Origin of the sequence: Microbacterium sp. NPDC060117, from assembly GCF_042729315.1 — a bacterium.
GTDB lineage: Bacteria > Actinomycetota > Actinomycetes > Actinomycetales > Microbacteriaceae > Microbacterium.
Genome location: NZ_JBHWXR010000002.1, coordinates 592,051 through 615,759 on the forward strand (window position 1 = coordinate 592,051; position 23,709 = coordinate 615,759).

Genomic DNA, 23,709 nt, shown 5'->3' on the forward strand with positions numbered 1-23,709 from the left:
GGATCCGCTGAGCGCTGACAGCGAACACGCGGAGGGCGCATCCTCTCGTCGCGCGCCGCGCCGAACCTAGGATGGAACCCATGACGTCACCTGCGCTCGAGCTGCACACAGGCGCTCCGGCGGACGCGAACGCTGATGCGGTCGTGCTCGTCGTCGCCGGTCTCACGGACACCCCGGAAGACCTGTCCCCCTTCTCCTCCACCCATGCCGCGCTGACCGCGGTCGGCTTCACCGGGAAGGCGGGCGCCTACACGCGCATTCCCGCTCCCGAGGTCGCGGACGTGCCGGTCGCCGTCGTGAGTGCAGGGTCCGCCCCGGATGCGGACGCCGTGCGCGAGGCCGTCGGCGCCGCACTGCGCACGCTCACCGGGTTCGACCGCGTCTCGGTGCGACTCGACGACGCCGTCGGCGGGTTCGCGACGGCCGCGGCCGAGGGCGCGCTGCTCGGCGGGTACCGCTTCGACGACTACCGCTCCGGCGAGCAGCCGAAACGCGCGGGGACGATCGTGCTGCACGCGGAGCTCTCGCCCGAGGACGCCGCCCACGCGACGGCCCTCGCGGAGGCCGTCGCACTGACCAGGGACCTGGTCACCACCCCGGCCGAGTGGCTGGGGCCGGCGGATCTGGCGGAGCGCGCCGTTGCGGAGGTCGCCGGGCTCGATGTGACCGTCGAAGTGCTCGACGAGACCGCCCTCGCCGCCGGCGGCTTCGGCGGCATCCTCGGCGTCGGCCAGGGATCCGATCGCCCGCCGCGCCTCGTGCGGCTCGACTACTCCCCTGCCGACGCGACCGGGCACATCGCCCTCGTCGGCAAGGGCATCACCTTCGACACCGGAGGACTGTCGCTCAAGCCGCCGGCCAGCATGGTCGGCATGAAGACGGACATGGCAGGTGCAGCCAGCATCCTCGCCGCGACCAAGGCCGTCGCCGCCCTGGGCCTGCCGGTGCGCATGACCGCCTGGCTGTGCATCGCCGACAACATGCCCTCCGGCTCGGCCATCCGCCCGGGCGACGTGCTGCGCTTCGCCGATGGGCAGACCGTCGAAGTGCTGAACACCGATGCGGAAGGGCGCCTGGTCCTCGCCGACGGCCTGGTCGCCGCGAGCCGGGAGAAGCCCGACGTCATCCTCGATGTGGCGACATTGACCGGCGCGATCATCGTGGCCCTCGGCATGCGCCACACGGGCGTCTTCGGCGACGACGAGACCGTGCAGGAGGTCCTCGCTGCGGCGTCCGCCTCGGGTGAGGCCGCATGGCCGATGCCGCTTCCCGAGCACATGGAGGACGAGCTGAAATCGCCGATCGCCGACCTGGTGAACGCGAAGATCGGCGACCCGGCAGGCGGCTCGCTCTTCGCCGGCCTGTTCCTGCGCCGCATGGTCGGACGCACCTCCGACGAGGCAGATGCCCCGCGCATCCCGTGGGCCCACCTCGACATCGCCGGCTCCTCCGAGCACAAGGGAGCCCCGTACGGCTTCACCGACAAGGGCGCCACGGGCGCGATCGTGCGCACGCTGATCGCCTTCGCCGAGGCGCGCGCGAACGGAGCACGCGCATGACCACCCACACCTTCGACCTCGTGATCCTCGGTGGCGGCAGCGGCGGATACGCCGCGGCCCTCCGCGCCGCGGAGCTCGGCAAGTCCGTCGCCCTGATCGAGAAGGACAAGGTCGGCGGCACGTGCCTGCATCGGGGATGCATCCCCACGAAGGCGCTGCTGCACTCCGCCGAGGTGGCCGAGAACGTCCGCGACGCGGCGAAGTACGGTGTCGGCGCCTCCTTCGAGGGGATCGATCCCGCCGGGGTCCGCGCCTATCGCGAGGGCATCGTCGCCAAGAAGTACAAGGGGCTCGAGGGTCTGGTCAAGGCGCGAGGCATCACCGTCGTCAGCGGCGAGGGCTCTCTGCGTCCGGACCGCTCGATCACGGTCGGGGACGATGTCTACACCGGATCCGATGTGATCCTCGCAACCGGCTCCTACAGCCGGTCCCTGCCGGGCCTCGAGATCGGCGGCCGCATCCTCACCAGTGAGCAGGCGCTCGCGCTCGAAGAGGTGCCGCAGCGCGTCGTGATCCTCGGCGGCGGGGTGATCGGCGTCGAGTTCGCCAGCGTCTGGCGCTCGTTCGGTGCCGAGGTGACGGTCGTCGAGGCGCTCGAGCACCTCGCCCCGAACGAGGACATCGCCCTGAGCAAGGGACTCGAGCGCGCGTTCCGCCGCCGCGGGATCGCCTACTCGCTGGGCGTGCGGTTCGCGAACGCCACGCAGACCGACGAGGCCGTCACGGTCACCCTGGAGAACGGCACCTCTTATGAGGCCGACTATCTGCTCGTCGCCGTCGGACGCGGCCCCGCGACGGCCGGACTCGGCTTCGAGGAGGCCGGCATCGCGATGGAGCGCGGCTTCGTGCTCGCAGACGCAGAGCTGCGCACGAACGTGGACCACGTGTGGGCGGTCGGTGACATCGTGCCCGGGCTGCAGCTCGCGCACCGCGGCTTCCTTCAGGGCATCGCCGCCGCCGAGCGGATCGCAGGACTGAATCCTGCGGTCATCCCCGAGGCGCAGATCCCCCGCGTCACGTACTGCAGCCCGGAGGTCGCCTCGGTCGGCGTCACCGAGGCGGCCGCGATCGACGCGCTCGGCGCCGATGCGGTCGTCTCCTACGAGTACAACCTCGCCGGCAACGGCAAGAGCGAGATCATCGGCACAGGCGGACTCGTCAAGGTCGTGCGGCAGAAGGACGGCCCCGTCCTGGGCGTGCACCTGCTGGGCGACCGTGTCGGAGAGCTCATCACGGAGGGTCAGCTCGCGGTGAGCTGGGAGGCGCACCCCGAGGACATCGCCCCGCTGATCCACGCCCATCCGACACAGAGCGAGGCTCTCGGCGAGGCGTTCCTCGCCCTTGCAGGCAAGCCACTTCACGCGATGTGAAACTTTTATTGCGCATCGTGGAAATCAATGCTGGGCTGAACCCCCTCATGCCCACTAAGCTGAACACCATCACGAACTTCCCTAAGGAGACTCCGTCATGAGCACACCCGTGGTCCTTCCCGCCCTCGGCGAAAGCGTCACCGAGGGCACTGTGACCCGTTGGCTCAAGCAGGTGGGCGACACCGTCCAGGCCGACGAGGGCCTGCTCGAGATCTCGACCGACAAGGTCGACACCGAGATCCCCTCGCCGATCAGCGGCGTGATCGAGGAGATCCTCGTCGGCGAGGACGACACCGTCGAGATCGGCGCGATCCTGGCACGGATCGGCGACGGCTCGGGGGCATCCGCTCCGGCCGCTCCGGCTGCCGAGGCCGCTCCCGCCGCCGCGGCTCCGGCTGCCGAGGCGCCCGCGGCGGCCGCCGAGCCCGCTGCGCCGGCCGCCGCACCCGCCGCCTCCTCGGACGCCACCGACGTGCGTCTCCCCGAGCTGGGCGAGAGCGTCACCGAGGGCACCGTCACCCGCTGGCTCAAGCAGGTCGGCGATGACGTGGCCGTCGACGAGCCGCTGCTGGAGATCTCGACCGACAAGGTCGACACCGAGATCCCCTCGCCGGTCGCCGGCACGCTGCAGGAGATCCTGGCCGCCGAGGACGACACCATCGCCGTCGGCGCCGTGCTCGCCCGTATCGGCAGCGGCGCTCCGGCCGCCCCGGCGCCCGCTGCCGCCCCAGCACCGGCTGCCGCAGCAGCACCGGCTCCCGCAGCAGCACCGGCTCCCGCCGCTGCCCCGGCACCCGCTCCCGTTGCGGCGCCTGCACCCGCTGCGGCTCCTGTCGCGGCACCGGCCGCCCCTGCGGCCGCAGAGGCCGGCTCCGACTCGGTGTACGTGACGCCGCTCGTGCGTCGTCTTGCGGCCGAGAAGGGCGTCGACCTGGCATCGATCGCGGGCACCGGCGTCGGCGGACGCATCCGCAAGGAGGACGTGCTGAACGCCTCGGCGGCCCCGACCGCCGCCCCCGCCGCGGCCGCCGCACCGGCGAAGGCTCGCGAGATCTCGCCGCTGCGCGGGACCACGCAGCCGATGTCGCGCCTGCGCAAGGTGCTCGCGGAGCGTGCCGTCGCGTCGATGCAGCAGACCGCTCAGCTGACCACCGTGGTCGAGGTCGACGTCACGAAGCTCGCCGCTTACCGCGACGAGGTCAAGGGCTCGTTCCAGCAGAAGACCGGCGACAAGCTGTCGTTCCTCCCCTTCTTCGCCCTGGCCGCCGCTGAGGCGCTGCAGGAGTTCCCGATCGTGAACGCCACCGTCGACGGCACCGACATCGTGTACCCGGCGGCGGAGAACATCTCCATCGCCGTGGACACCGAGCGCGGCCTCCTCACGCCGGTGCTGCGCGATGCCGGATCGAAGAACATCGCCCAGATCGCTCACGAGATCGCCGATCTCGCGGCGCGCACCCGCGACAACAAGCTGAAGCCCGACGAGCTGGCCGGCGGCACCTTCACGCTGACCAACACGGGTTCGCGCGGCGCGCTGTTCGACACCCCTGTGGTGTTCCTGCCGCAGTCCGCGATCCTCGGCACGGGCATCGTCGCGAAGCGCCCCGGCGTGATCACCGTCGACGGCCAGCAGGCCATCGCCGTGCGGTCCTACGTCTACCTCGCTCTGTCGTACGACCACCGCACGGTCGACGGCGCGGACGCCGCACGGTTCCTGTCGTCGGTGAAGGCCCGCCTGGAGGCAGCGGACTTCGCCGCTCAGCTCGGCGCCTGACCACGGTCACGGGGCTCCGGTCCCCTCGGATGGCGGATTCGCGATGTCGTACACATCGCGGATCCGCCATTCGGCGTTCCGACGGATGATCACCACCATCTGCGCACCGTCGTCGGAGGAGTTCCGGATGGCGGCGATGTCACCGTAGTCCTCGATCAGCACCGGCGGCCCGTCCGCCGCGCGCAGTGGTCGGGCCCCGGCCGCGCCGCCGTCCCACACCTCCGCGCATTCCGGCTGCGGCCGTTCCCGGCAGTTCCTGGTCGCGGCGATCAGCTCTTCAGCGGCAGCCCGTGGATCGGACCGCGACGATGCACCCGGGGCCGGCGTGCGCCCGGAGGCGACCGGCGTCGCTCCCCCGCCGCCGGTCTCCGCAGGAGTGTCGACGCTCTCCGCAGGAGTCGGGACGGGTGGGTACGGCGTTGCGCTCGCCGAGACCCGCGTCGACGTCGCGCCAGGCGTGGTGTCGGCCGCGTCGGCGTTGCCGGTGCCGGACGGCCACAGTGCGCCGACCACCGCGATGACGGCAGCCGCGGACACCGCGACGAGGACAGGGCCCTTCCATCGCTTGCGCCCGATCGACCGCTCCGACGGTGCTGCAACGCCGCGCGAGCGCTCATGCGCCCGGCCCCGGATGGACGCCCGGCGTCCGACCCGCTCCCCCATATGTGCCCGCGCATCGCGCAGACGTCGAATCACCGTCGACACGGAGACGGGCGCGGACGCACCAGGTCCTCGCTCGCCTCCGAGCCGTCGCGTCAGCGCGGCGCCCCGACGTTCCCGTGCTGCAGGCGCCCGGCGCCCGCCCGACCGAGCGGCGCCGCGCAGCTCTCTCCGCAGCGGCCGATGCTCACCCTCGCGCAGATCTGCCCGCGACAGGGCCCTCCCCTGGATGCCTTCGCCCGGGGCCTCGACGCTCGGATCGGCGGCGCCGTCGACATCCAGGCGCAGCGGGCGCGGCGCGGCGATCTCGAGCAGTTCGCGCTCCCAACGCGCGGCCTCGGCGCGCAGGCGGCGCGGCTCATCCAAGGCGTCGCCGAGGCGCGTCAGGACGCGGCGCAGCGCTCGGTCCTCGACCCGCGCCTCCAGATCGCGCAGCAGTCGTTCCCCGGTCTCGCGCGGCGTTCCGCCGGCGTCCAGCGCGTCCGTCGATCCGATCGCGAACAGCGGGCGCGCCTCATCGGTGAGCCACCAGCCGCCGTACAGCGCCACGTCGGCGTCGCGGTCCGCGCCGGCATCGGCCCGCGCCACGTCGGCGGGGTCGTCCTGTTCGCCCTCCAGCTCGAGCACGCCGCGCAGCACGCTGACGGCGAGGGTCACCGCTTCGCCGTGCGCGAGCCCGCCCGCGTCCGTCGCCTGCGCGAGATGGGCACTCACGGTACGCACGCACCATGGCAGCAGCACATCCTGCCCGTCCGTGCTCAGCGCGAGGTCGAGCGGCGCGGCGACGTGCTCGGCGCCGGCGAACGCCCATCCGGCCCAGCCCCGCAACTGCGCCGCATCGACCCGCACGGCCATGCCGTTCCCGCGCGTGACGAGTTCGCCGTCGAACGGACCCTCGCCGTCTGCGAGTGCGCGGACGGCGCGATGCGCACCCGTCACGGCGATGCTCCTGCTTCGTTCCGTCATCCGGCCATCCCAGCGCTCCCGCATCGGCCGTGCGGGGTCCTTCGCGCAATCGGTGCACTATCGGGGTCGCGATCGTCCTGTGCAGGACGAATCTGTTCGCCCAGCGCGTGTCCACCAGGGCCGTCACAGGTCCGCGGAATCGGTAGGCTGGAGGGTATGGCAAAAAGTCCCTCCGCGACGGAGAAGCAGCCCGGCTTCTTCTCGCAGCTGCGCTCGCTCTTCCGCTTCACCCGGGAGATCTACCCGTGGCTGCCCTGGGCGCAGATCGCGCTCCTGGTCGCCGGCGTCCTCATCGGTCTGATCGTCGGCTACGTCATCCCGCCGTTCCAGATCTGGAGCCTCATCCTGTGGGGCATCACCGGCCTGCTGCTGGGCGTGCTGGGTGCGATGTTCCTGATGACGCGCCTCTCCACGACCGCGATGTACCGCAAGATCGACGGCATGCCCGGCGCCGCCGGACATGTCATCAGCACGTCGCTGGGTCGCAGCTGGCAGGGATCCGAGATCCCGGTGGGCGTGAACCCGAAGTCGCAGGACGCCGTGTACCGCGCGATCGGCCGTGGTGGCATCGTGGTGGTCGCCGAAGGCTCTCGCGGGCGCCTCACCAAGCTCGTCAAGGATGAGAAGACCAAGGCCATGCGGGTGGCGCAGGGCGTGCCCGTGAACGTGTTCTACGTCGGTCACGGCGAGGACGAGGTCTCGATCGACAAGCTCTCGAAGACCATCAAGAAGCTCCCGAAGGCCATCGACAACGCGACCATGGCCGCAGTCATCAAGCGCATGGAGTCGGTCTCCCAGTCCGTGGCCTCGCTGCCGATCCCCAAGGGCATCGATCCGCTCAAGTCGCGCGCACCGCGTCCGCGCTGATCCCCCCGAACGCCACGAGCGCCCGGTCCCCACGGGGCCGGGCGCTCGTCGTCCGTGGCGCGGATCCGCTCAGGCGGAGGTATCCGGCATGTGCTCCTTCGGGAGCTTGCGGACTTTGGCGCGGCGGCGGCGGCGCTCCGGAATCATCGAGCGCATCTCGTCGAGCTTGCCGAAGCACAGCAGCCGGTCCTCGTCCTCGAGCACGACGTGCTTGCGCGGGTTCGGGATCACCGTGACTCCGCGGTGCAGGGTGAGGACGGTGATGTCGCGGTCCCACAGGCCCAGCTCGCCGAGCTGCTTGCCGACCTGCTCCGCGCCGGCGTGGATGACGAGCTCGGCCACACCGTATCCGGTGGAGACGCTCAGACGCTGACGCACGTCGATCTCGGGGAAGTTCACCTGGTTCGCGATGAAGTCGATGATCGCGCCGGCCACGTCCAGGCCTGTCGCCGCCTCGATGCCCTGCAGCCCCGGTGAGGAGTTCACCTCCATGACCAGGGGCCCGTCCTCGCCTTCGAGCATGTCGACGCCCGCAACCCGGAGGCCCATGATCTGCGCGGCGCGCACGGCGGTCTGCTCGTAGACGGGGTCGAGCTGCACCGCCTCCACGGTGCCACCACGATGCACGTTGGAGCGGAACTCGTCGCCGTTCGCGACGCGCCGCATCGCCGCGACCACGCGATCGCCGACCACGAGCGCGCGGATGTCCCTGCCACGGCTCTCCGAGATGAACTTCTGGATCAGAACGTTCTGCTTGGTGGAGTGCAGCGTCTCGATGATCGCCTCGGCGACCTTGACCTGAGGCGCGAGGATGACGCCGATCCCCTGCGTGCCCTCGAGCAGCTTGATGACGACCGGAGCCCCGCCGACCCGCTCGATCGCCGGACGCACGTCGGCACGGTTGCGCACGAATGCCGTGGGCGGCATGGCGATGTTGTGCCGGGACAGGATCTGGTTCGCGCGGAGCTTGTCGCGTGCGCTCGAGATGCCGTTCGCGGTGTTCGGCGTGTAGACGTCCATCTGCTCGAACTGACGGACCACGGCCGTGCCGAAATAGGTGATCGAGTTGCCGATGCGCGGCAGGATCGCGTCGTAGTCGCTCAGCCGTCGTCCGCGGAAATGCAGATCCGGTTCATCGGCGGTGAGGTCGATCGCGAAGCGCAGGGTGTTCAGAACCTTGATCTGATGTCCGCGCTGCGTTGCGGCGGCGCGGAGGCGCTGGGTGGAGTAAGACTGCGGGGCGCGCGAGAGCACGGCGAGCTTCACGGTGATTTCCTGCCAGGATGTGTGTTGTGGACCGACCTACTCATTCAAGCACCCTTATCGGGTGGCGGGAGTGGGTGTCCCTCCCCGACGTCGGGATCCCCTGGATCAAGGCGAAGGTGGACACCGGAGCGCGCAGCTCCTCGCTGCACGCGCAGCACATCCGCGAGTTCGAGCGCGACGGCGTCCCGTGGGTGCGCTTCGACGTGCGCCCGTGGCAGGGCGCGCACGAACTCGTCCCCGTGGAGCTGCCGGTGTTCGACCGCCGCGATGTGCGGTCGTCCTCCGGGCATGCCCAGAGCCGTCTGGTCGTGCTGCTGGACATGGTGCTGGTGGGGCGGCGCGTGACCGCCGAGGTCACCCTGAGCAACCGCAGCGAGATGGGGTTCCGGATGCTGATCGGCCGAGAGGCGCTGCGCCAGGGCTTCACGATCGAGCCTGCGCGCTCCTTCCTCGGAGGCAAGGCCCCGAAGACGTTCCGCCGCCTCAACCGCGGCCACACCGCCGCCTGAGCCCTCCTACAGGGCCTTGCGCATCTGCTGCGTGATCACCTCGTAGCCCTCGGATCCGTAGAGCGCGATCGCTGTGCGGTTGCCACCGAAGACGTTCAGCTCGAGCGCCTGCGCGCCGTGCGCCAGCGCCTCGGCCTCGACCGCGTTCAGCAGGGCACGCCCGAGGCCCTCACCGCGGCGTTCCTCGAGCACCTCGATGTCGTAGAGGAAGGCCACGCCGGGGGCGCCCCTCGGGTGATCCAGCGCGATCCAGGCCCGCCCGATCGGCGCGCCCGCTTCATCGACGCCGCGCAGCACCAGCATGCGCTCCGTGTCAGCGCCGTCGGGCAGCAGCTCGGCGTTCTCCGCCCTGGCACGCTCGACCGCGCCGGCGGATGCCCAGCGCCCGGAATGCACCTGCTCCTGCGCGTACTCGTTCGCGAGTTCGTCGAGCCAGAGCTCGCACTCGGCGGCGGTCATGCGGCGGACGGTCACGGCAGGCATGCCGGCATCCTCGCATGTCCTCGGGTCCCGCGGAGGATCAGGCCCGGATGAGCACCGTGCCGACGGCCTTGTCGTGCAGCCCGCGCTTGTCGGCGTCGAAGATCACCGCCGGGATGACGAAGACGAGCAGCAGCGTGCGCACGATCGGGCGCCAGAGACCCACCCAGGCGCCGTTCGCCATGACCAGGCGCAGACCCACGATGCGATGCCCCGGGCTGCCGCCGATGGTGGGGATGAACACGATCTGGAGCACCGCGAACACGATCATCGGCGCGAACTGCGTGATGCCCGCCTCCTTGGGGAACGCGAACTGCTGGAACCCGAGGAACGCACTGGCGATGATCGACGCCGCCGCGTAGTCGATCGCGAGAGCCGCGATGCGCCGGCCGATCCGTCCGACGCTGCCGGTGCCGGTCTTGGGGAGGCCGAGGCGTTCGCCGGGGTAGGTCTGGGCGGTGTCGGACATCCCTCCAGCCTAGGCGAGACGCGATCCCGGATCCGTCCTCAGGACACCAGCGAGGCAGCGCCGACCCGTAACACGCCGGAAACATTCCAGACACGACCGCGTCATCCCCTGCTCGTAACCTGCTTGCAGGTCGCTCGACCGCACCCGTTCCTCCAGGAGTTGATGCATGTTCACCACCCCCGCCGACGTGCTCGCGTACATCCGCGACAACGACGTCAAGTTCCTCGACATCCGCTTCACCGACCTGCCCGGTGTGCAGCAGCACTTCAACATCCCCGCCGCGACGGTCGACGAGGACTTCTTCGCCAACGGCCAGCTGTTCGACGGCTCCTCGATCCGCGGCTTCGCGTCGATCCACGAGTCCGACATGCAGCTCATCCCCGACGTGACCACGGCGTACGTCGACCCCTTCCGCGAGGCCAGCACGCTCGTCATGGTCTTCGACATCTACAACCCGCGCACGGGCGAGATCTACAGCAAGGACCCGCGCCAGGTCGCAAAGAAGGCCGAGAAGTACCTCGCCTCGACCGGCATCGCCGACACCGCCTACTTCGCCCCCGAGGCCGAGTTCTACATCTTCGACGACGTGCGCTACTCGGTCACCGCGGGCGAGAGCTTCTACAAGGTCGACTCCGAGGAGGCCGCGTGGAACAGCGGTCGTGAGGAGGAGGGCGGCAACCTCGGCAACAAGACGCCGTTCAAGGGCGGCTACTTCCCCGTGGCGCCGGTCGACAAGACCGCCGACCTGCGCGACGACATGACGCTGAACCTGATCGACTCGGGCTTCCACCTGGAGCGTTCGCACCACGAGGTCGGCACCGCCGGTCAGCAGGAGATCAACTACCGCTTCGACACGATGGTGCACGCGGCCGACGACATCCTGAAGTTCAAGTACATCATCAAGAACACCGCCGAGGAGTGGGGCAAGACGGTCACGTTCATGCCGAAGCCGCTGTTCGGCGACAACGGATCCGGCATGCACACCCACCAGTCGCTCTGGCTGGACGGGAAGCCGCTGTTCTTCGACGAGAACGGCTACGGCCAGCTCAGCGACACCGCCCGGTGGTACATCGGCGGCCTCCTCAAGCACGCGCACGCGGTGCTCGCCTTCACCAACCCGACCCTGAACAGCTACCACCGTCTGGTGAAGCACTTCGAGGCGCCGGTCAACTTGGCCTACTCCGCCGGCAACCGCTCGGCCGCGATCCGCATCCCGCTCACGGGCTCCAACCCGAAGGCCAAGCGCATCGAGTTCCGCGTTCCGGACGCCTCGGGCAACCCGTACCTCGCCTTCGCCGCGCAGCTCATGGCGGGCCTGGACGGCATCCGCAACCGCATCGAGCCGCTCGAGCCGATCGACAAGGACCTCTACGAGCTCCCCCCGGAGGAGGCCAAGAACATCCCGCAGGTGCCGAACTCCCTGCTGGACTCGCTCGAGGCGCTCCGCGCCGACCACGCCTTCCTGCTCGAGGGCGGCGTGTTCACCGAGGAGCTCATCGAGACCTGGATCTCCTACAAGTACAACAACGAGATCCTGCCGATGGCCCAGCGCCCGCACCCGTACGAGTACGAGCTCTACTACGGCGTCTGAGCCCGCAGAGTCTTGGGAGGTAGCCCGTCACGGCATGCCGTGACGGGCTTCCTCCGTGCACGGACGGACCCGCTGCTCGACGGCCTCGACGCGCGCACTCATCTTCGGGCGTCCGGGGGCCGTCTCCGTCGCCCGAACCCTGAAGCGGATCCTGCTGACGATCCTGGTCGTCATCGAAGCGGCCAGGACCCTGGGCCTGCACGTCCTCTCGGGATTCCCCGCCGCGGATGCGAGAACGGCCGACGAGCGGGCCTAGGCCTCCGACTCTGCCGCCGAAGTCCCCGACAGCACTTGCGCAGCGCTCCGAGCCGCGAGTCCGGGGAACGGCTCGCTCCACTCATGAACGCCCGCACCGACCTCGGCCGCGAAGCCCGACGGGAGAGAGACCTCCGCGGTCACACCCTCGGGAATCGCCGCCACCACCCGCAGCACGCCGTCATCCAGGCTCCACCCGGTCGCGATCCTTCCGTGGCGCGAGTCGAGCGCGGTCTCGGCGAAGGTCAGCCCGGTCGCGGGGGGCCGCGGCGCGATGCGCACGCAGGAGTGGCCCGGCGCAGCGGGCGCAAGACCCGCGACGACACGATGCAGCCAGGTCGCGACCGCACCGAACGCGTAGTGGTTGAAGCTCGTCATCTCACCCGGATTGATGGATCCGTCCGGCAGCATCGAGTCCCATCGCTCCCACACCGTCGTCGCACCCATCGTCACCGGGTACAGCCATGAGGGGCACTTCTCCTGCAGCAGCAGTCGATACGCGGTCTCCAGGTGGCCCGCCTCCGACAGCGCCGTGAGGATGAACGGCGTTCCGGCGAAACCCGTCGTGATCACATGCCCGGCCTCCGCCACGAGTTCCGCCAGCCGGTCGCCCGCGGCGGCGCGGTCGGCCCCGTCCACCAGCCCGAAGACGATCGCAAGCGCGTACACGGTCGGCGCATCGCTGTGGATCCGGCCATCGCTCACCCAGTGGTCGACGAAGGACTCCCCGATGCGCGTCGCCAAGGCGTCGAACTCCGCCGCGTCATCGTTCCGGCCGAGGACGCGCGCGGCATCGCGCGCGATCACGACGGAACGGTGCACGCACGCGGTCGCGACGACGGCGGGATCCGCCTTCGCCATGTACGGCGCGTCCGGCGGCGCCGTCGGATCCAGCCAGTCGCCAAGCTGGAAGCCGCCTTCCAGCAGGCCCCGCGGAGACAGCGCTGCGCCCACACGGCGGACGTGGCCTGCCATCGAGACGTACTGGTCCGCGAGCACGCTCGCATCTCCGTAGGCCTCATACATCGCCCAGGGCACCCAACACGCCGCATCGTTCCAGAGTGCGATGACGAGGCTCGACCCCATGGCCGCGGCCATCGCGCCGATCTCCTCGTACTTCAGGTTGTCCGGCACGACGATGGGGATGCGGCCGTCGGCGTGCTCCTGCTCGACGGCGAGATCGCGCAGCCAGTCGGCGAGGAACGCCTCCGTGTCGTAGAGGTAGACCGCGGTCTCCGCGAAGGCGGCGAGGTCGCCCGTCCACCCCAGCCGCTCATCCCGCTGCGGGCAGTCGGTGGGCACGTCCACGAAGTTGCCGCGCATGCCCCAGACGACGTTCTCGTGCAGGCGGTTCAGGAGCGGATGCGAGCTGGAGAAGGTTCCGGTTCGGATCAGATCGGATCCGATCACGACCGCCCGGAGCGCCACGAAGAGGTCGTCATCGGCCCCGGACCATCCGGAGACCTCCGCGTACCGGAATCCGTGGAACGTGAGCGTGGGTTCGAAGACGTCGTCGGCGCCGGATAGCACGAAGACGTCGGTCGCGCGCGCCCGACGCAGCGGCCGGGTGCCCAGCTCCTCCTCGTCGAGCACCTCGGCGTGGCGTACGGTGATCTCCTGGCCCGCGATCCCGCACACCGACAGCCGGGTCCATCCGACGAGATTCTGCCCGAAGTCCGCGAGCAGAGCGCCTGCCGGCGACCGCCAGACCCGGATCGGCACGATCTCCTCCTGGCGGCGTACCGGCGGAGAGGTGTACGCGGTGAGGCGGGCGGCATCGAAGGGCACGACCCTCACTCCGCCCTCTTCGTGCACCGGAGCCGCGGTGAAGCGGTCCCCCATCTCGACGCGGCGATCGATCCGCTGCCCGTCGTAGAGGTCATCGGCGGTCGTCTCGGTGGGCAGCGAGGTCCAGGTCTCATCGGTCCCGACCGTCTGGACGTGACCGTCCGCGAACAGGATCCGCAGTTCGACGAGCGCAGCGCGCTCCGCGCCGTACGCCTCGCTGCTGCCGTCCCATCCGAGATGCCCGGAGTACCAGCCCGATCCGATGACCGCCTCGATCACCGCCCGGTCCTCCGTCAGCTCGGCGATCAGGGGTGTCGCATCCCACTGCGCGTACCGCAGCCGCCACTCGTAGCTGCTCCAGCCCGGCGTCAGCAGGTCGGTCGAGACGAGCATGCCGTTCACCCGCACCTCGCACACGCCGAGCGCGGTCGCGAGCACGTCGGCACGCAGCACCGCTCCGTGTTCCCTGTCGAGCTCGAACACCCGGCGGACGGAGGGGGCGCCACCGATCGGCCGGTCAGGCGTGATCATGAGGGCGGTGGGTGGGGTGGTCATGTGCTGTCCTTCTGTGGGTCGTTCGACGCGTCCGACGGAGGTCGGTGCAGGGCGGGTCATCAGTGCTGGTCGATCCACTGGACGATCCGGCGAAGGCCGTCCTGGGCGCCTGGCGTCCCCGGTTGGGCCAGATAGCCATGAAAGGTCTCCGGCACGGTCTCGTAACTGGTCTCGACGCCGGCCGCGCGCAGCGCCACCGCGAACGCCGCCGACGATGCCCGCAGTTCGTCGGACTCCGCGTCCATCACGAACGTGGGCGGCATGCGGTCCACGGGGCCGAGCGCCGGGAAGGCGACCGGATCGTCGTGATATCGGACGCCCGCCCAGTTGAGGTTCAGAAGGCTGACCATGCGCGGGGTGAAACGGAACGGCGGAGGCGTGCTCTCGAGGGCCGCCACGAGATCGTCCGGAAGCGGGGGCAGGACGAAGTGCAGCAGGGGGTACGCAGCGACCAGGGTCGTCGGCGGCTGCTCCCCCGCGGCGACGAGTCGCCGCACCACGCCCGTGGCGAGATTCGCGCCCGCGCTCGCACCTCCCAGGTGCAGCCTCTCCTGCGTCGTTCCCCATCGATCGACATGGGCATGCACCCACTGCCAGGCGGCAAGCACGTCGTCGGAGAGGACAGGGAAGCGCGTGCGCCCGCGCGCCTTGCGGTAGTCGACCGATGCGACCGCGATCCCGCACGCCGCGATCGACATCGCGACGGCGTGCGCCTCCGGGGAGTCGAGCGTGCCGAACATCCAGGCGCCGCCGTGCACCCAGACGAAGCCCGCTCGCGGCTCCGTGTCGTCCCGGCGGTAGAGGCGCACCGGGATCGGCCCGCGCGGACCCGGCACCGCGACGTCCTCCGTGATCACCGCCCCGAGTTCCGGATCCAGCGCGATGAGCTCTTCGCTGGTCGTGCTCTCCTCCGGCATGAACCGGGCTGCGGTGCGCAGCAGCATCCGTGCGAGCAGCTGGTTCGCCACGGTGGGACGCAGCGGAGGCCGGAGCCCGCTCATCGCACCCGCCGGATCGGGAAGACGAGCAGTGCGGCCACCACCACGATGATGATCGCTACGATCCAGAGCGCCGTGTAGCCGCCCGTCACCGCGACGACCACACCCGCGAGCAGCGGGCCGAGCGCCTGCCCGAGGTTGCCGCCCAGCGTGCTGACCCCGAGATCGCGGGCGGCGGCATCGCGGTCCGGCAGCAGGTCGATGAACATGGCCTGGTCGACCGTCAGGAACGTGCCGACCCCCACCCCCGCAACGACCCCCTGGATGAACAGGGCGGGCAGGGTCGGACTGAGCAGCGGAATGAACATCGACCCGGCGATCAGGAACGTCGCGCCGATGACGAACGGCTTGCGGCGCCCGACCCAGTCCGACCACCACCCGGCGACGAGCAGCGCGACCACGGTCCCGGGGATCCCCGCCATTGCGAGCAAGGGCGAGATCTGCGCGGCCTCGGCGGCAGAGAGCCCCGGCCGGATGTAGCTCTGCAGCATGTAGATGCCGAACGCGCCGGACACTCCGCCGCCGAACAGCAGCGCGACCTTCGCGATCCACAGCCAACGGAAGTCCCGGTCCCTGAGCGCGACCGTGAACGAGGCCAGCACCTGTCTGAGAGTCATCGGGGGTACGACGAGGTCCCGGGAGGATCGATCTCGAGCGAGCAGGACGAAGAGCACGGTGAACACGATCACGGCCACGACGAAGGGGAAGTACGCATCGAGACCGATGATCGCGAACAGGGCTCCTGCCACGATCGAGCCGATCGCCCCACCGATGAGCGAGGAGAACCCGGACAACGCCGACATCGACCCGCGCTGTCCGGACGGCACCCTGTCGGCCACCGTCGCATTCAGCGGCCCCGATGCGAGGTTCAATCCCAGCTGGGCGACGGAATAGGTCACCAGCAGCAGCCCGATCGTCGGTGAGAACCACATCGCCACGAGCAGCGCGGCTCCGATCACCGCGCCCGCGATGATCCAGGGAGCACGCCGTCCCCAGCGCGAGCGCGTGCGATCCGAGAGGATGCCTGCAATGGGCTGGATGAGCATGGTCAGGATCGACGACACGACGGCGATCGATGACAGGCCGAGCGCCCGCGCCGATTCGAACTCGGCGAGCAGACCGAGCAGGCGCCCCTGGTCCGCGGTCGGAACCGTGCTCCCTGCATCCACCGCGTACTTGAGGGCGGTGAGGGACTGCAGGTCCGCGCCCGCGTCCGCGCCGGTGAAGAACTGTCCGAACTCGATCTGCTGCACATGCAGCGGAAGCAGGATGCCGCCCACCGCACCCCAGATCGCCGCGATCGACAGCCCGGCCATCAGATAGCTCACGCGATAGCGGCGGAAATGCGCCCCGCGCCGGTACAGCGCCGAAGTCCCCGGCGCGGGAGCGGGATCCGGCGTGTCGGGGTTGCCGGGGACGAGCGTCGGGTCGGCGTTGACCATGGTGGCTCCAGGGGATCGTGCGAGCTCGATCGGCTCGACTGGCGACGACACTAACAGAAAACCATCCAGTTGGGTGGTTTTTCTTCCATGACCCGGATCCGCTGAGGTAGCCTCGAATCCGTGACCACCGATCCCTCCCCCGCTCCACGGCGCTATCCGAAGGGCGAGGCGCGTCGTATGGCCATCCTGGAGGCCGCCCTCGAGGTGTTCGCGACCGCGGGCTACCGCACCGGCGGCCTGCGCGAGGTCGCCGCGAAGGCGGGGCTCACCCACGCCGGTGTGCGGCACTACTTCCCGACCAAGCTCGACCTCCTGCATGCGGTGCTGGGCTGGCGGGACGAGCAGGCGATCCGGCAGATGTCGTCATCGGAGAATCCCCTCGAAGTGCTGCGGCACTGGATCGAGGCGGCCCGTTACAACCAGGGCGCACAGCGGATGGTCGAGCTCCAGGTGACGCTCGCAGCCGAGGCCACTTCTTCCGACCATCCGCTGCACGAGTACCTGCGGGAGCGCTACGAGTTCGCCGTCGCCTTCCTCCGCGACACCTTCACCGCGCTGCAGGCGCGTGGCGACGTGGTGGCGGGTGTGGATCCGGAATCCGCCGCGCGCACGCTCATCGCCCTGACGGACGGCGTCCAGACTCAGTGGCTGCTGAACCGGGACGGCGTGGACATGGTCGCGCTCGTGCGCGAGGAGATCCAGCGCTTCCTGACGGTCGAGATCTGAGGCACGACCGCTGCGCCTGCCCCGAGCGGCCCGAGGTCCGCCAGCGGCGATCAGGCTCAGGCGCGCACCAGCAGGGCGCCGGGACGGATGCCTGCCGTGAACGAGCGCACCTGGCCACGCTCTTCCCCGTCGATCTGAAACGGCTGCGGTCGGCTCAGCTCGACGCTGATGCGCTGCGCGGAGGCGTGCCGCACCACGTCCGTGCTCGTCGTCTCGCCGCCCAGGAGCCGCCGCAGGCCGTTGTCCCAGACCACCGTGCGCACCGTCTCGAACCAGTCCGCCACGCCCTCCGCGCTGACGAGAAGGAGATCCAGCTGCCCGTCGTCCGGCACGGCGTCCGGGAACAGAGTGATCCCGCCCTGGATCGTGCCGCAGTTGCCGATCATGAGGGTGTGGATCCGCGCCCGGTCGGCGCTCTCGTCGTCGAGGGCGAGCTCGACGGACACGAGCTCGGTCCCGGCGGCCGCGGCGGCCAGCGCCTTCACGTACGCCAGCCATCCGGCCTTCGCCTTGAGCTCGTCGTCGGTCTCCTCGAGCATGCGCGCGTCGAGGCCGAGGCCCGCCATCACGACGAACATGTGCTCCCCTGCAGCATCGCCCTCGGTCACCTCGATCGTGCCGACGTCGATGCGGCGCGCCTCCGCGCCGAGCGCGTGAGCGACCGCGGCCTGCACTCCGTCCAGCGGCACGCCCAGATTCCGCGCGAGCAGATTGCCGGTGCCCTGCGGCAGGATCCCGAGCGCGGCGCCGGTGCCGGCGAGCACCTCGGCCACCGCACGGACCGTGCCATCCCCGCCCGCCGCGAAGACGAGCTCGCAACCGGCGTCGACCGCCTCCTGCGCCATCGTCCGTCCCGGATCGTCCTCGGTCGTCTCGAAGAACCGGATGTCCGCGTCTGGGATGCACTCGGCGACCGCCGTGCGCACCTCGTCCTCCGATTCGAGCTTCACCGGATTGCGGACCACGCCGATCATCGTCATGAGACCATCCTCGCCGCACCGCGTCCGAACACGGCGCGCGGCACCCGTCAGCCGTAGAACAGGGTCTCGAAGTCCTTTCTGGCCCGCCGCGTGACGCGCAGGTACTCCTCTTCGACGGCGCCCGCCGAGCGGTCGGGGTAGCCGAGGATCCGGCCCACGCCGTCGAGCTCGCGGGGATCGGCCGGCAGCACGTCCTTCGTCTGCCCGGTGAGCAGCGTCATCGCGGACCGCAGCCTGCTGGACAGTCGCCACGCCTCCCGCAGCCGCTCCCCCGCCGCGGCAGGCACGAAACCGGACTCGATCGCGACGTCGAGCGCCGCGAGCGTGGAGGTCGTCCGCAGTGCCGGCACGGCGTGCGCGTGCTGGAGCTGCACGATCTGGATCAGCCACTCCACGTCGCTGAGCGTGCCGGGGCCGAGCTTGAGGTGACGACGCGGATCGACACCCTGCGGCAGGCGTTCGCCCTCGACGCGCGCCTTGATCCGCTTGATCTCCCGCAGCGACGTGAGATCCAGCGCTTCCGGGTAGCGCACGCTGTCGGCGAGTTCGAGGAAGCGCTCGATGAGCTTGTGGCTGCCCGCGACGCCGCGGGCGCGCAGCAGCGCCTGCGCCTCCCAGGACAGCGACCAGCGGCGGTAGTACGCCGCATAGGCGTCGAGCGTGCGCACGAGCGGGCCGTTGCGGCCCTCGGGGCGCAGATCGGCGTCGAGCTCGAGGGGCAGCCGGTGATCCGTCAGATGCTCCCTGAGCCCGGCGACGATGCGCGCCGCGAGCTGCTGAGCGCGTTGCGGATCGACGCCGTTCGCGTCGTACACGAACAGCACATCCGCGTCGGATCCGAACCCGAGCTCCGCACCGCCGAAGCGTCCCATCCCGATGACGGAGAAGTCCAGGACGTCGTCCTCGTCGGGCACCACATCCCGGCGCACGGCCCGCAGCGCGGCCTGGATCGTGGCGTCGGTGATCGCCGTGAGCGCCATGGCGACGTCGTCGATCGTCAGCACGTCCAGCACGGCGCCCATGGCGGTGCGCAGCAGCTCGCGGCGGCGCAGTGCGCGCACCGAGCGCATCGCGTCGAGGATCGTGTCGTGCCGGGTCTGGATCGCCCTGGCCTCCTCGTCGAGCGCCTGCCGCGCGCGCGGCCGCAGCTGCTCGGTGCTCTCCAGCCAGGCGACCGACTCCGGAATCCACTCCATCAGCTCGCCGACGTACCGCGACGACGACAGCAGCCGGGTGAGCCGTTCCGCGGCCCCCGACGAGTCGCGCAGCATCCGCAGGAACCACGGGGTGTCACCGAGTCGCTCGCTGATCCGCCGGAACGCGATGAGGCCGTAGTCGGGATCCGTGCCGTCGGCGAACCAGCGCACCATGACCGGCATGAGGTGCTTCTGGATCGTCGCCTTGCGGCTGAGCCCGGTCGTGAGCGCGCCGATGTGGCGGAGCGCCCCTGCGGGATCGCGGAAGCCGATCGCCGCGAGACGGTCGTGCGCCTGATCCGTGGAGAGCGTGCGCTCCTCCTCCGGCAGCGAGGCGACCGCGCTCAGCAGCGGACGATAGAAGAGCCGGGTGTGCAGGTCCCGCACCTCGCGGCGCACGTCCTCCCACACCTTCCTGATGCCGTCGGCGGTCTCGGCGAGGCCCGTGGCACGCCCCAGCACACGCAGCGCCTCCTCCTCGCGCGGCACCAGGTGGGTGCGCTGCATCTCACGCAGCTGCAGCCGGTGCTCGATCAGTCGCAGCACCCGGTAGTCGTGCGCGAACAGTCCGGCCTCGGCGCGGCCGATGTAGCCGCCGGCGACGAGCGCGTCGAGCGACTCCAGGGTGCCCCTGGTGCGGATCTGCGGATCCGTGAGGCCGTGCACGAGCTGCAGCAGCTGCACGGTGAACTCGATGTCGCGCAGGCCGCCCGGCCCGAGCTTGAGCTGATACGGCACGTCCTCCGCAGCGATGTGCTCGGTGACGCGCTCGCGCATGCGCTGCACACTGCCGACGAAGTCCTCGCGGGCGGCGCTCGACCACACCTTCGGCTGCACGGCCTCGATGTACGCGGCGCCCAGCGCGGGGTCGCCGGCGATCGCCCGCGCTTTGAGCAGAGCCTGGAATTCCCAGCTCTTGGCCCAGCGGTCGTAGTAGGCGACGTGGGAGCTCAGGGAACGCACGAGCGCACCCTGCTTGCCCTCGGGGCGCAATGCCGCATCGACCTCCCAGAGCGGCGGCTCCGCCTCGATCCCGTCGATGACCTGCATCGTCTCGCGCGCCAGGCGCGTGGCGATATCGATCGCCCTGGGCTCGCTCAGTCGCTCCTCGTCCGCGGTGCCGGCGACGTAGATCACGTCCACGTCACTGACGTAGTTCAGCTCGCGCGCGCCGGCCTTGCCCATCCCGATGATCGCCAGGCGCGTCAGGGCGACCTCCCGGCGCACGTCGTCCGAGTCGGCGGCGACCGCGGTGCGGGCGATCGCGAGCGCGGCCTCCAGCGCCGCGGACGCGGCATCCGCGAGCGCCGCGGAGACGGCCGCCACCGCCGTCACAGGATCCGACGCGGTCAGATCCCACGCGGCGATACCCGCGACCGCCCGCCGGTACGCGATACGCAGCCGGATCCTGGCCGTGGCGTCTCCGGTCGCGGCGAATCCGTCCGCCGCGTCCACGGCCGACAGGAGCACGTCTCGCAGCTGATCGGCAGTCGGCAGTACCGACCGATCCTCACGCAGCAGCGCGAGCTCCTCCGGCCTGCGCTCGAAGAAGCGGCCGAGTCCCGGCGAGGCGCCGAAGACCGCCCAGGCGCGAGCACGCGCCGCCTCATCGGACAGCACCGCCGTGACGGCGGACGGGTCCCGGCGGGCGACCCGGATGAGCCCCGCCAGAGCTTCATCCGGATCCGCGCTGCGCAGTGGCGCGATCAGCGTCGAGGGCGCGAGGCCGGTGATCTCACCGATCTCATGCAGCCCCGCGGACGCGTCGGACAGACCGACGAAGCCGAGCCGCGCGAGCGCGGACAGGGAGAGCGAGTCGTCGAACCGGGGCACCGCGGTCCCCGATCAGAGCAGTTCGAGGTTGCTCTTGAGCTCGAACGGCGTGACCTGACCGCGGTACGCCTCCCACTCCTTGCGCTTGTTCAGCAGCACGTAGGTGAACACCTGCTCGCCGAGGGTCTCGGCCACGAGCTCCGATTCCTCCATGAGCTCGAGCGCGTGGTCGAGGCTGGCGGGCAGCGGCGCGTAGCCCAGGGCGCGGCGCTCGGCGTCGCTCAGCGACCACACGTTGTCCTCGGCCTCCGGCGGCAGCTCGTAGCCCTCCTCGATGCCCTTGAGCCCCGCGGCGAGCATGAGCGCGTACGCGAGATAGGGGTTCGCGGCGGAATCCAGCGCGCGGTACTCGATGCGCGTGGACTGGCCCTTGTTCGGCTTGTACATCGGCACGCGGATGAGCGCGGAGCGGTTGGCGTGACCCCAGGTCACGAAGCTCGGCGCCTCGTCCCCGCCCCAGAGCCGCTTGTACGAGTTCACGAACTGGTTCGTCACGGCCGCGATCTCGTTGGCGTGCCGCAGGAGCCCGGCGATGAACTGACGCCCCGTGCGGGAGAGCTGATACCTCGCGCCCTCCTCGTAGAAGGCGTTCAGGTCGCCCTCGAAGAGCGACAGGTGCGTGTGCATGCCGCTGCCGGGGTGGTTGTTCAGCGGCTTCGGCATGAACGTCGCGTACACGCCCTGCTCGATCGCGACCTCCTTGACCACGGTGCGGAAGGTCATGATGTTGTCCGCGGTGGTGAGCGCGTCCGCGTAGCGCAGGTCGATCTCGTTCTGGCCGGGACCGCCCTCGTGGTGGCTGTACTCCACCGAGATGCCGAGGTCCTCCAGCATCCGCACGGCGCTGCGCCGGAAGTCGTGCGCCGTGCCGCCCGGCACGTTGTCGAAGTAGCCCGCGGAGTCCGCTGGAACGGGTCCCTCCGGGCCGAACTGCGACGACTTCAGCAGGTAGAACTCGATCTCCGGGTGCGTGTAGAACGTGAAGCCCGCGTCGGCCGCCTTGGCGAGGGTGCGCTTGAGCACGTGACGCGGATCGGCGACGGCCGGGCGCCCGTCCGGGGTGGTCAGATCGCAGAACATCCGCGCGGTCGGGTCGATCTCGCCGCGCCACGGCAGGATCTGGAAGGTCGTCGGATCCGGCTGCGCCAGCAGGTCCGACTCGAACGTGCGGGTGAGCCCCTCGATCGCGGAGCCGTCGAACCCGATGCCCTCCGCGAACGCCCCCTCGACCTCGGCCGGCGCGATCGCGACCGACTTCAGGGTGCCGATCACGTCGGTGAACCAGAGGCGGATGAACTTGACGCCGCGCTCCTCGATGGTGCGCAGGACGAAGTCGCGCTGCTTGTCCATCCCGCTCATCGAGCGCCGTCCGGGCCCCAGTTGTCCTCGGCTGCGTCCTCGTCGGCCCACGCCTTGGCGCGCTCCTGGAGCACCTCAGGGGCGCGAGCGGCCTCCTCGGCGGTGTCGAACGGGCCGATCCGGTCGATCGACGGCGATTCCAGACCGTACTCGACCTCGCCGGTGCTGCTGTTGAACCAGTACTTGCTCTCGCCGGACATCGCTGCTCCTCCTGGGCTTTGTCACGATCCTACTGGCGCGCCCGCCTCTCGCTAGGCTGTTGCGCATGGCAAAAGCGATCGGCGTGGACATCGGCGGAACCGGCATCAAGGCCGGGATCGTCGACCTCGAGCACGGGACCCTCGACTCGGACCGCATCCGGGTCCCCACCCCGAAGGGCGCGGCGCCGGCCGACGTCCTCGTCGCCGTCAAGGAGGTGCTCACGACGCTGGGCGTGCAGGATTCCACCCTGCCCCTCGGCGTGGCCTTCCCGGCGATCGTCAAGTACGGCAAGACCCTCTCCGCCGCGAACATCTCCAAGGAGTGGATCGGCTTCGAGGCCGAGCGCTTCTTCGAGGACGGGCTGGGCCGCCAGATCCACTTCGTGAACGACGCGGACGCCGCCGGTGTCGCCGAGAGCCGCCATGGCGCGGCGCGCGATGCCAGGGGGCTCACGATCCTCGCGACGCTGGGAACCGGCATCGGATCCGCGTTCCTGTACGACGGAGTGCTGGTGCCGAACACCGAGCTCGGCCACCTGAACTTCCGCGGCGAGTCGATCGAGAAGTGGGCCGCCTACTCGGCCATGGAGCGCGACGAGCTGGGCTGGGAGGCGTGGTCTGCCCGCCTGCAGGACTTCTTCTCGCACGTCGAGTTCCTGTTCAGCCCCGACCTGTTCGTCGTTGGCGGCGGCGTCTCCAAGCACCCGGACAAGTTCATCCCGCTGCTGGAGCTGAAGACGCCGATCGTCGCGGCGATCCATCGCAACTCGTCCGGCATCATCGGCGCGGCCTCGCTCGCCGGCGACTGACCTCCCCTACGCCGAAAGGCCCGGATCCGCTGAGCTGCGGATCCGGGCCTTCTTCGT

The 23,709-nt window shown here is 70.3% G+C and carries 20 protein-coding genes; 9 read left to right on the forward strand and 11 right to left on the reverse strand.

Translation table 11 applies throughout. The annotated features are described in order from the left end of the window. The first annotated feature begins 80 nt into the window (after positions 1-80). The 3 genes from ACFWCK_RS08990 (at position 81) to sucB (ending at position 4,703) form a co-directional block, all read left to right on the forward strand. On the forward strand, positions 81-1,559 hold the full coding sequence (locus tag ACFWCK_RS08990) for a leucyl aminopeptidase (protein WP_378805508.1): 1,479 nt from the start codon (positions 81-83) through the stop codon (positions 1,557-1,559). Beyond that, a complete protein-coding gene (gene lpdA, locus ACFWCK_RS08995; protein WP_378805509.1) occupies positions 1,556-2,929 on the forward strand; it encodes a dihydrolipoyl dehydrogenase in 1,374 nt (457 codons plus the stop codon). The genes ACFWCK_RS08990 and lpdA overlap by 4 nt, the downstream gene beginning before the upstream one ends. Before the next feature lie 97 nt (positions 2,930-3,026). Next, complete coding sequence (gene sucB / locus ACFWCK_RS09000; protein ID WP_378805510.1) at positions 3,027-4,703, forward strand: 2-oxoglutarate dehydrogenase, E2 component, dihydrolipoamide succinyltransferase; 1,677 nt, start codon at positions 3,027-3,029, stop codon at positions 4,701-4,703. A gap of 6 nt (positions 4,704-4,709) precedes the next feature. On the opposite strand, the gene ACFWCK_RS09005 is transcribed toward sucB, so the two are convergent. Continuing rightward, the gene (locus ACFWCK_RS09005; protein WP_378805511.1) at positions 4,710-6,329 is read right to left on the reverse strand and encodes a hypothetical protein; all 1,620 of its coding nucleotides are present in this window, start codon (positions 6,327-6,329) and stop codon (positions 4,710-4,712) included. 156 nt (positions 6,330-6,485) lie between these two features. Here ACFWCK_RS09005 and ACFWCK_RS09010 point away from each other — a divergent pair, with 156 nt between their 5' ends. Next, positions 6,486-7,196: a DUF4191 domain-containing protein gene (locus tag ACFWCK_RS09010; protein WP_233309993.1), complete on the forward strand. Its 711-nt coding sequence runs from the start codon at positions 6,486-6,488 to the stop codon at positions 7,194-7,196. A gap of 69 nt (positions 7,197-7,265) precedes the next feature. Here ACFWCK_RS09010 and ACFWCK_RS09015 read toward each other — a convergent pair whose 3' ends face one another. Then, entirely contained in the window at positions 7,266-8,462 is a 1,197-nt protein-coding gene (locus ACFWCK_RS09015) for a RimK family alpha-L-glutamate ligase (protein ID WP_233309992.1), read from the reverse strand. 17 nt (positions 8,463-8,479) lie between these two features. Here ACFWCK_RS09015 and ACFWCK_RS09020 point away from each other — a divergent pair, with 17 nt between their 5' ends. After that, positions 8,480-8,971 carry a RimK/LysX family protein gene (locus ACFWCK_RS09020; RefSeq protein ID WP_267920543.1) on the forward strand — a complete coding sequence of 164 codons (492 nt, stop codon included), beginning with the start codon at positions 8,480-8,482 and terminating at the stop codon, positions 8,969-8,971. 6 nt (positions 8,972-8,977) lie between these two features. Here ACFWCK_RS09020 and ACFWCK_RS09025 read toward each other — a convergent pair whose 3' ends face one another. Together ACFWCK_RS09025 and ACFWCK_RS09030 are read right to left on the reverse strand one after the other, a co-directional pair. Beyond that, positions 8,978-9,454 carry a GNAT family N-acetyltransferase gene (locus ACFWCK_RS09025; RefSeq protein ID WP_378805512.1) on the reverse strand — a complete coding sequence of 159 codons (477 nt, stop codon included), beginning with the start codon at positions 9,452-9,454 and terminating at the stop codon, positions 8,978-8,980. A gap of 37 nt (positions 9,455-9,491) precedes the next feature. Then, positions 9,492-9,920: an RDD family protein gene (locus ACFWCK_RS09030; RefSeq protein WP_378805513.1), complete on the reverse strand. Its 429-nt coding sequence runs from the start codon at positions 9,918-9,920 to the stop codon at positions 9,492-9,494. 166 nt (positions 9,921-10,086) lie between these two features. On the opposite strand from ACFWCK_RS09030, the gene glnA reads away from it, so the two are divergent. Together glnA and ACFWCK_RS09040 are read left to right on the forward strand one after the other, a co-directional pair. Continuing rightward, the gene (gene glnA, locus ACFWCK_RS09035) at positions 10,087-11,511 is read left to right on the forward strand and encodes a type I glutamate--ammonia ligase (protein WP_378805514.1); all 1,425 of its coding nucleotides are present in this window, start codon (positions 10,087-10,089) and stop codon (positions 11,509-11,511) included. 55 nt (positions 11,512-11,566) lie between these two features. Continuing rightward, positions 11,567-11,767, forward strand: a complete 201-nt coding sequence (locus tag ACFWCK_RS09040; RefSeq protein ID WP_378805515.1) for a hypothetical protein — start codon at positions 11,567-11,569, stop codon at positions 11,765-11,767. On the opposite strand, the gene ACFWCK_RS09045 is transcribed toward ACFWCK_RS09040, so the two are convergent. From ACFWCK_RS09045 to ACFWCK_RS09055, 3 genes are read right to left on the reverse strand one after another with little or no spacing between them, the layout of a single operon-like run. Further along, positions 11,764-14,109, reverse strand: a complete 2,346-nt coding sequence (locus ACFWCK_RS09045; RefSeq protein WP_378805516.1) for a family 78 glycoside hydrolase catalytic domain — start codon at positions 14,107-14,109, stop codon at positions 11,764-11,766. The two genes, ACFWCK_RS09040 and ACFWCK_RS09045, sit on opposite strands and share 4 nt — an antisense overlap. Before the next feature lie 59 nt (positions 14,110-14,168). Then, a complete protein-coding gene (locus ACFWCK_RS09050; RefSeq protein ID WP_378805517.1) occupies positions 14,169-15,110 on the reverse strand; it encodes an alpha/beta hydrolase in 942 nt (313 codons plus the stop codon). Continuing rightward, positions 15,107-16,549: an MFS transporter gene (locus tag ACFWCK_RS09055; protein WP_378805518.1), complete on the reverse strand. Its 1,443-nt coding sequence runs from the start codon at positions 16,547-16,549 to the stop codon at positions 15,107-15,109. The genes ACFWCK_RS09050 and ACFWCK_RS09055 overlap by 4 nt, the downstream gene beginning before the upstream one ends. A gap of 120 nt (positions 16,550-16,669) precedes the next feature. Here ACFWCK_RS09055 and ACFWCK_RS09060 point away from each other — a divergent pair, with 120 nt between their 5' ends. Beyond that, complete coding sequence (locus ACFWCK_RS09060) at positions 16,670-17,275, forward strand: TetR/AcrR family transcriptional regulator (RefSeq protein WP_378805519.1); 606 nt, start codon at positions 16,670-16,672, stop codon at positions 17,273-17,275. Between the two features lie 56 nt (positions 17,276-17,331). On the opposite strand, the gene ACFWCK_RS09065 is transcribed toward ACFWCK_RS09060, so the two are convergent. From ACFWCK_RS09065 to ACFWCK_RS09080, 4 genes are read right to left on the reverse strand one after another with little or no spacing between them, the layout of a single operon-like run. Then, positions 17,332-18,255, reverse strand: a complete 924-nt coding sequence (locus tag ACFWCK_RS09065; RefSeq protein ID WP_378805520.1) for a diacylglycerol/lipid kinase family protein — start codon at positions 18,253-18,255, stop codon at positions 17,332-17,334. 47 nt (positions 18,256-18,302) lie between these two features. Further along, positions 18,303-21,284 (reverse strand): bifunctional [glutamine synthetase] adenylyltransferase/[glutamine synthetase]-adenylyl-L-tyrosine phosphorylase, encoded by a 2,982-nt coding sequence (locus tag ACFWCK_RS09070; protein WP_378805521.1) that lies wholly within the window; start codon positions 21,282-21,284, stop codon positions 18,303-18,305. A gap of 12 nt (positions 21,285-21,296) precedes the next feature. Next, entirely contained in the window at positions 21,297-22,634 is a 1,338-nt protein-coding gene (locus ACFWCK_RS09075; protein WP_045270619.1) for a glutamine synthetase family protein, read from the reverse strand. A 5-nt stretch (positions 22,635-22,639) separates the two neighbouring features. Then, complete coding sequence (locus tag ACFWCK_RS09080) at positions 22,640-22,843, reverse strand: SPOR domain-containing protein (protein WP_378805522.1); 204 nt, start codon at positions 22,841-22,843, stop codon at positions 22,640-22,642. Between the two features lie 65 nt (positions 22,844-22,908). Here ACFWCK_RS09080 and ppgK point away from each other — a divergent pair, with 65 nt between their 5' ends. Further along, a complete protein-coding gene (gene ppgK / locus ACFWCK_RS09085) occupies positions 22,909-23,652 on the forward strand; it encodes a polyphosphate--glucose phosphotransferase (RefSeq protein ID WP_378805523.1) in 744 nt (247 codons plus the stop codon). The last annotated feature ends 57 nt before the right edge of the window (positions 23,653-23,709 follow it).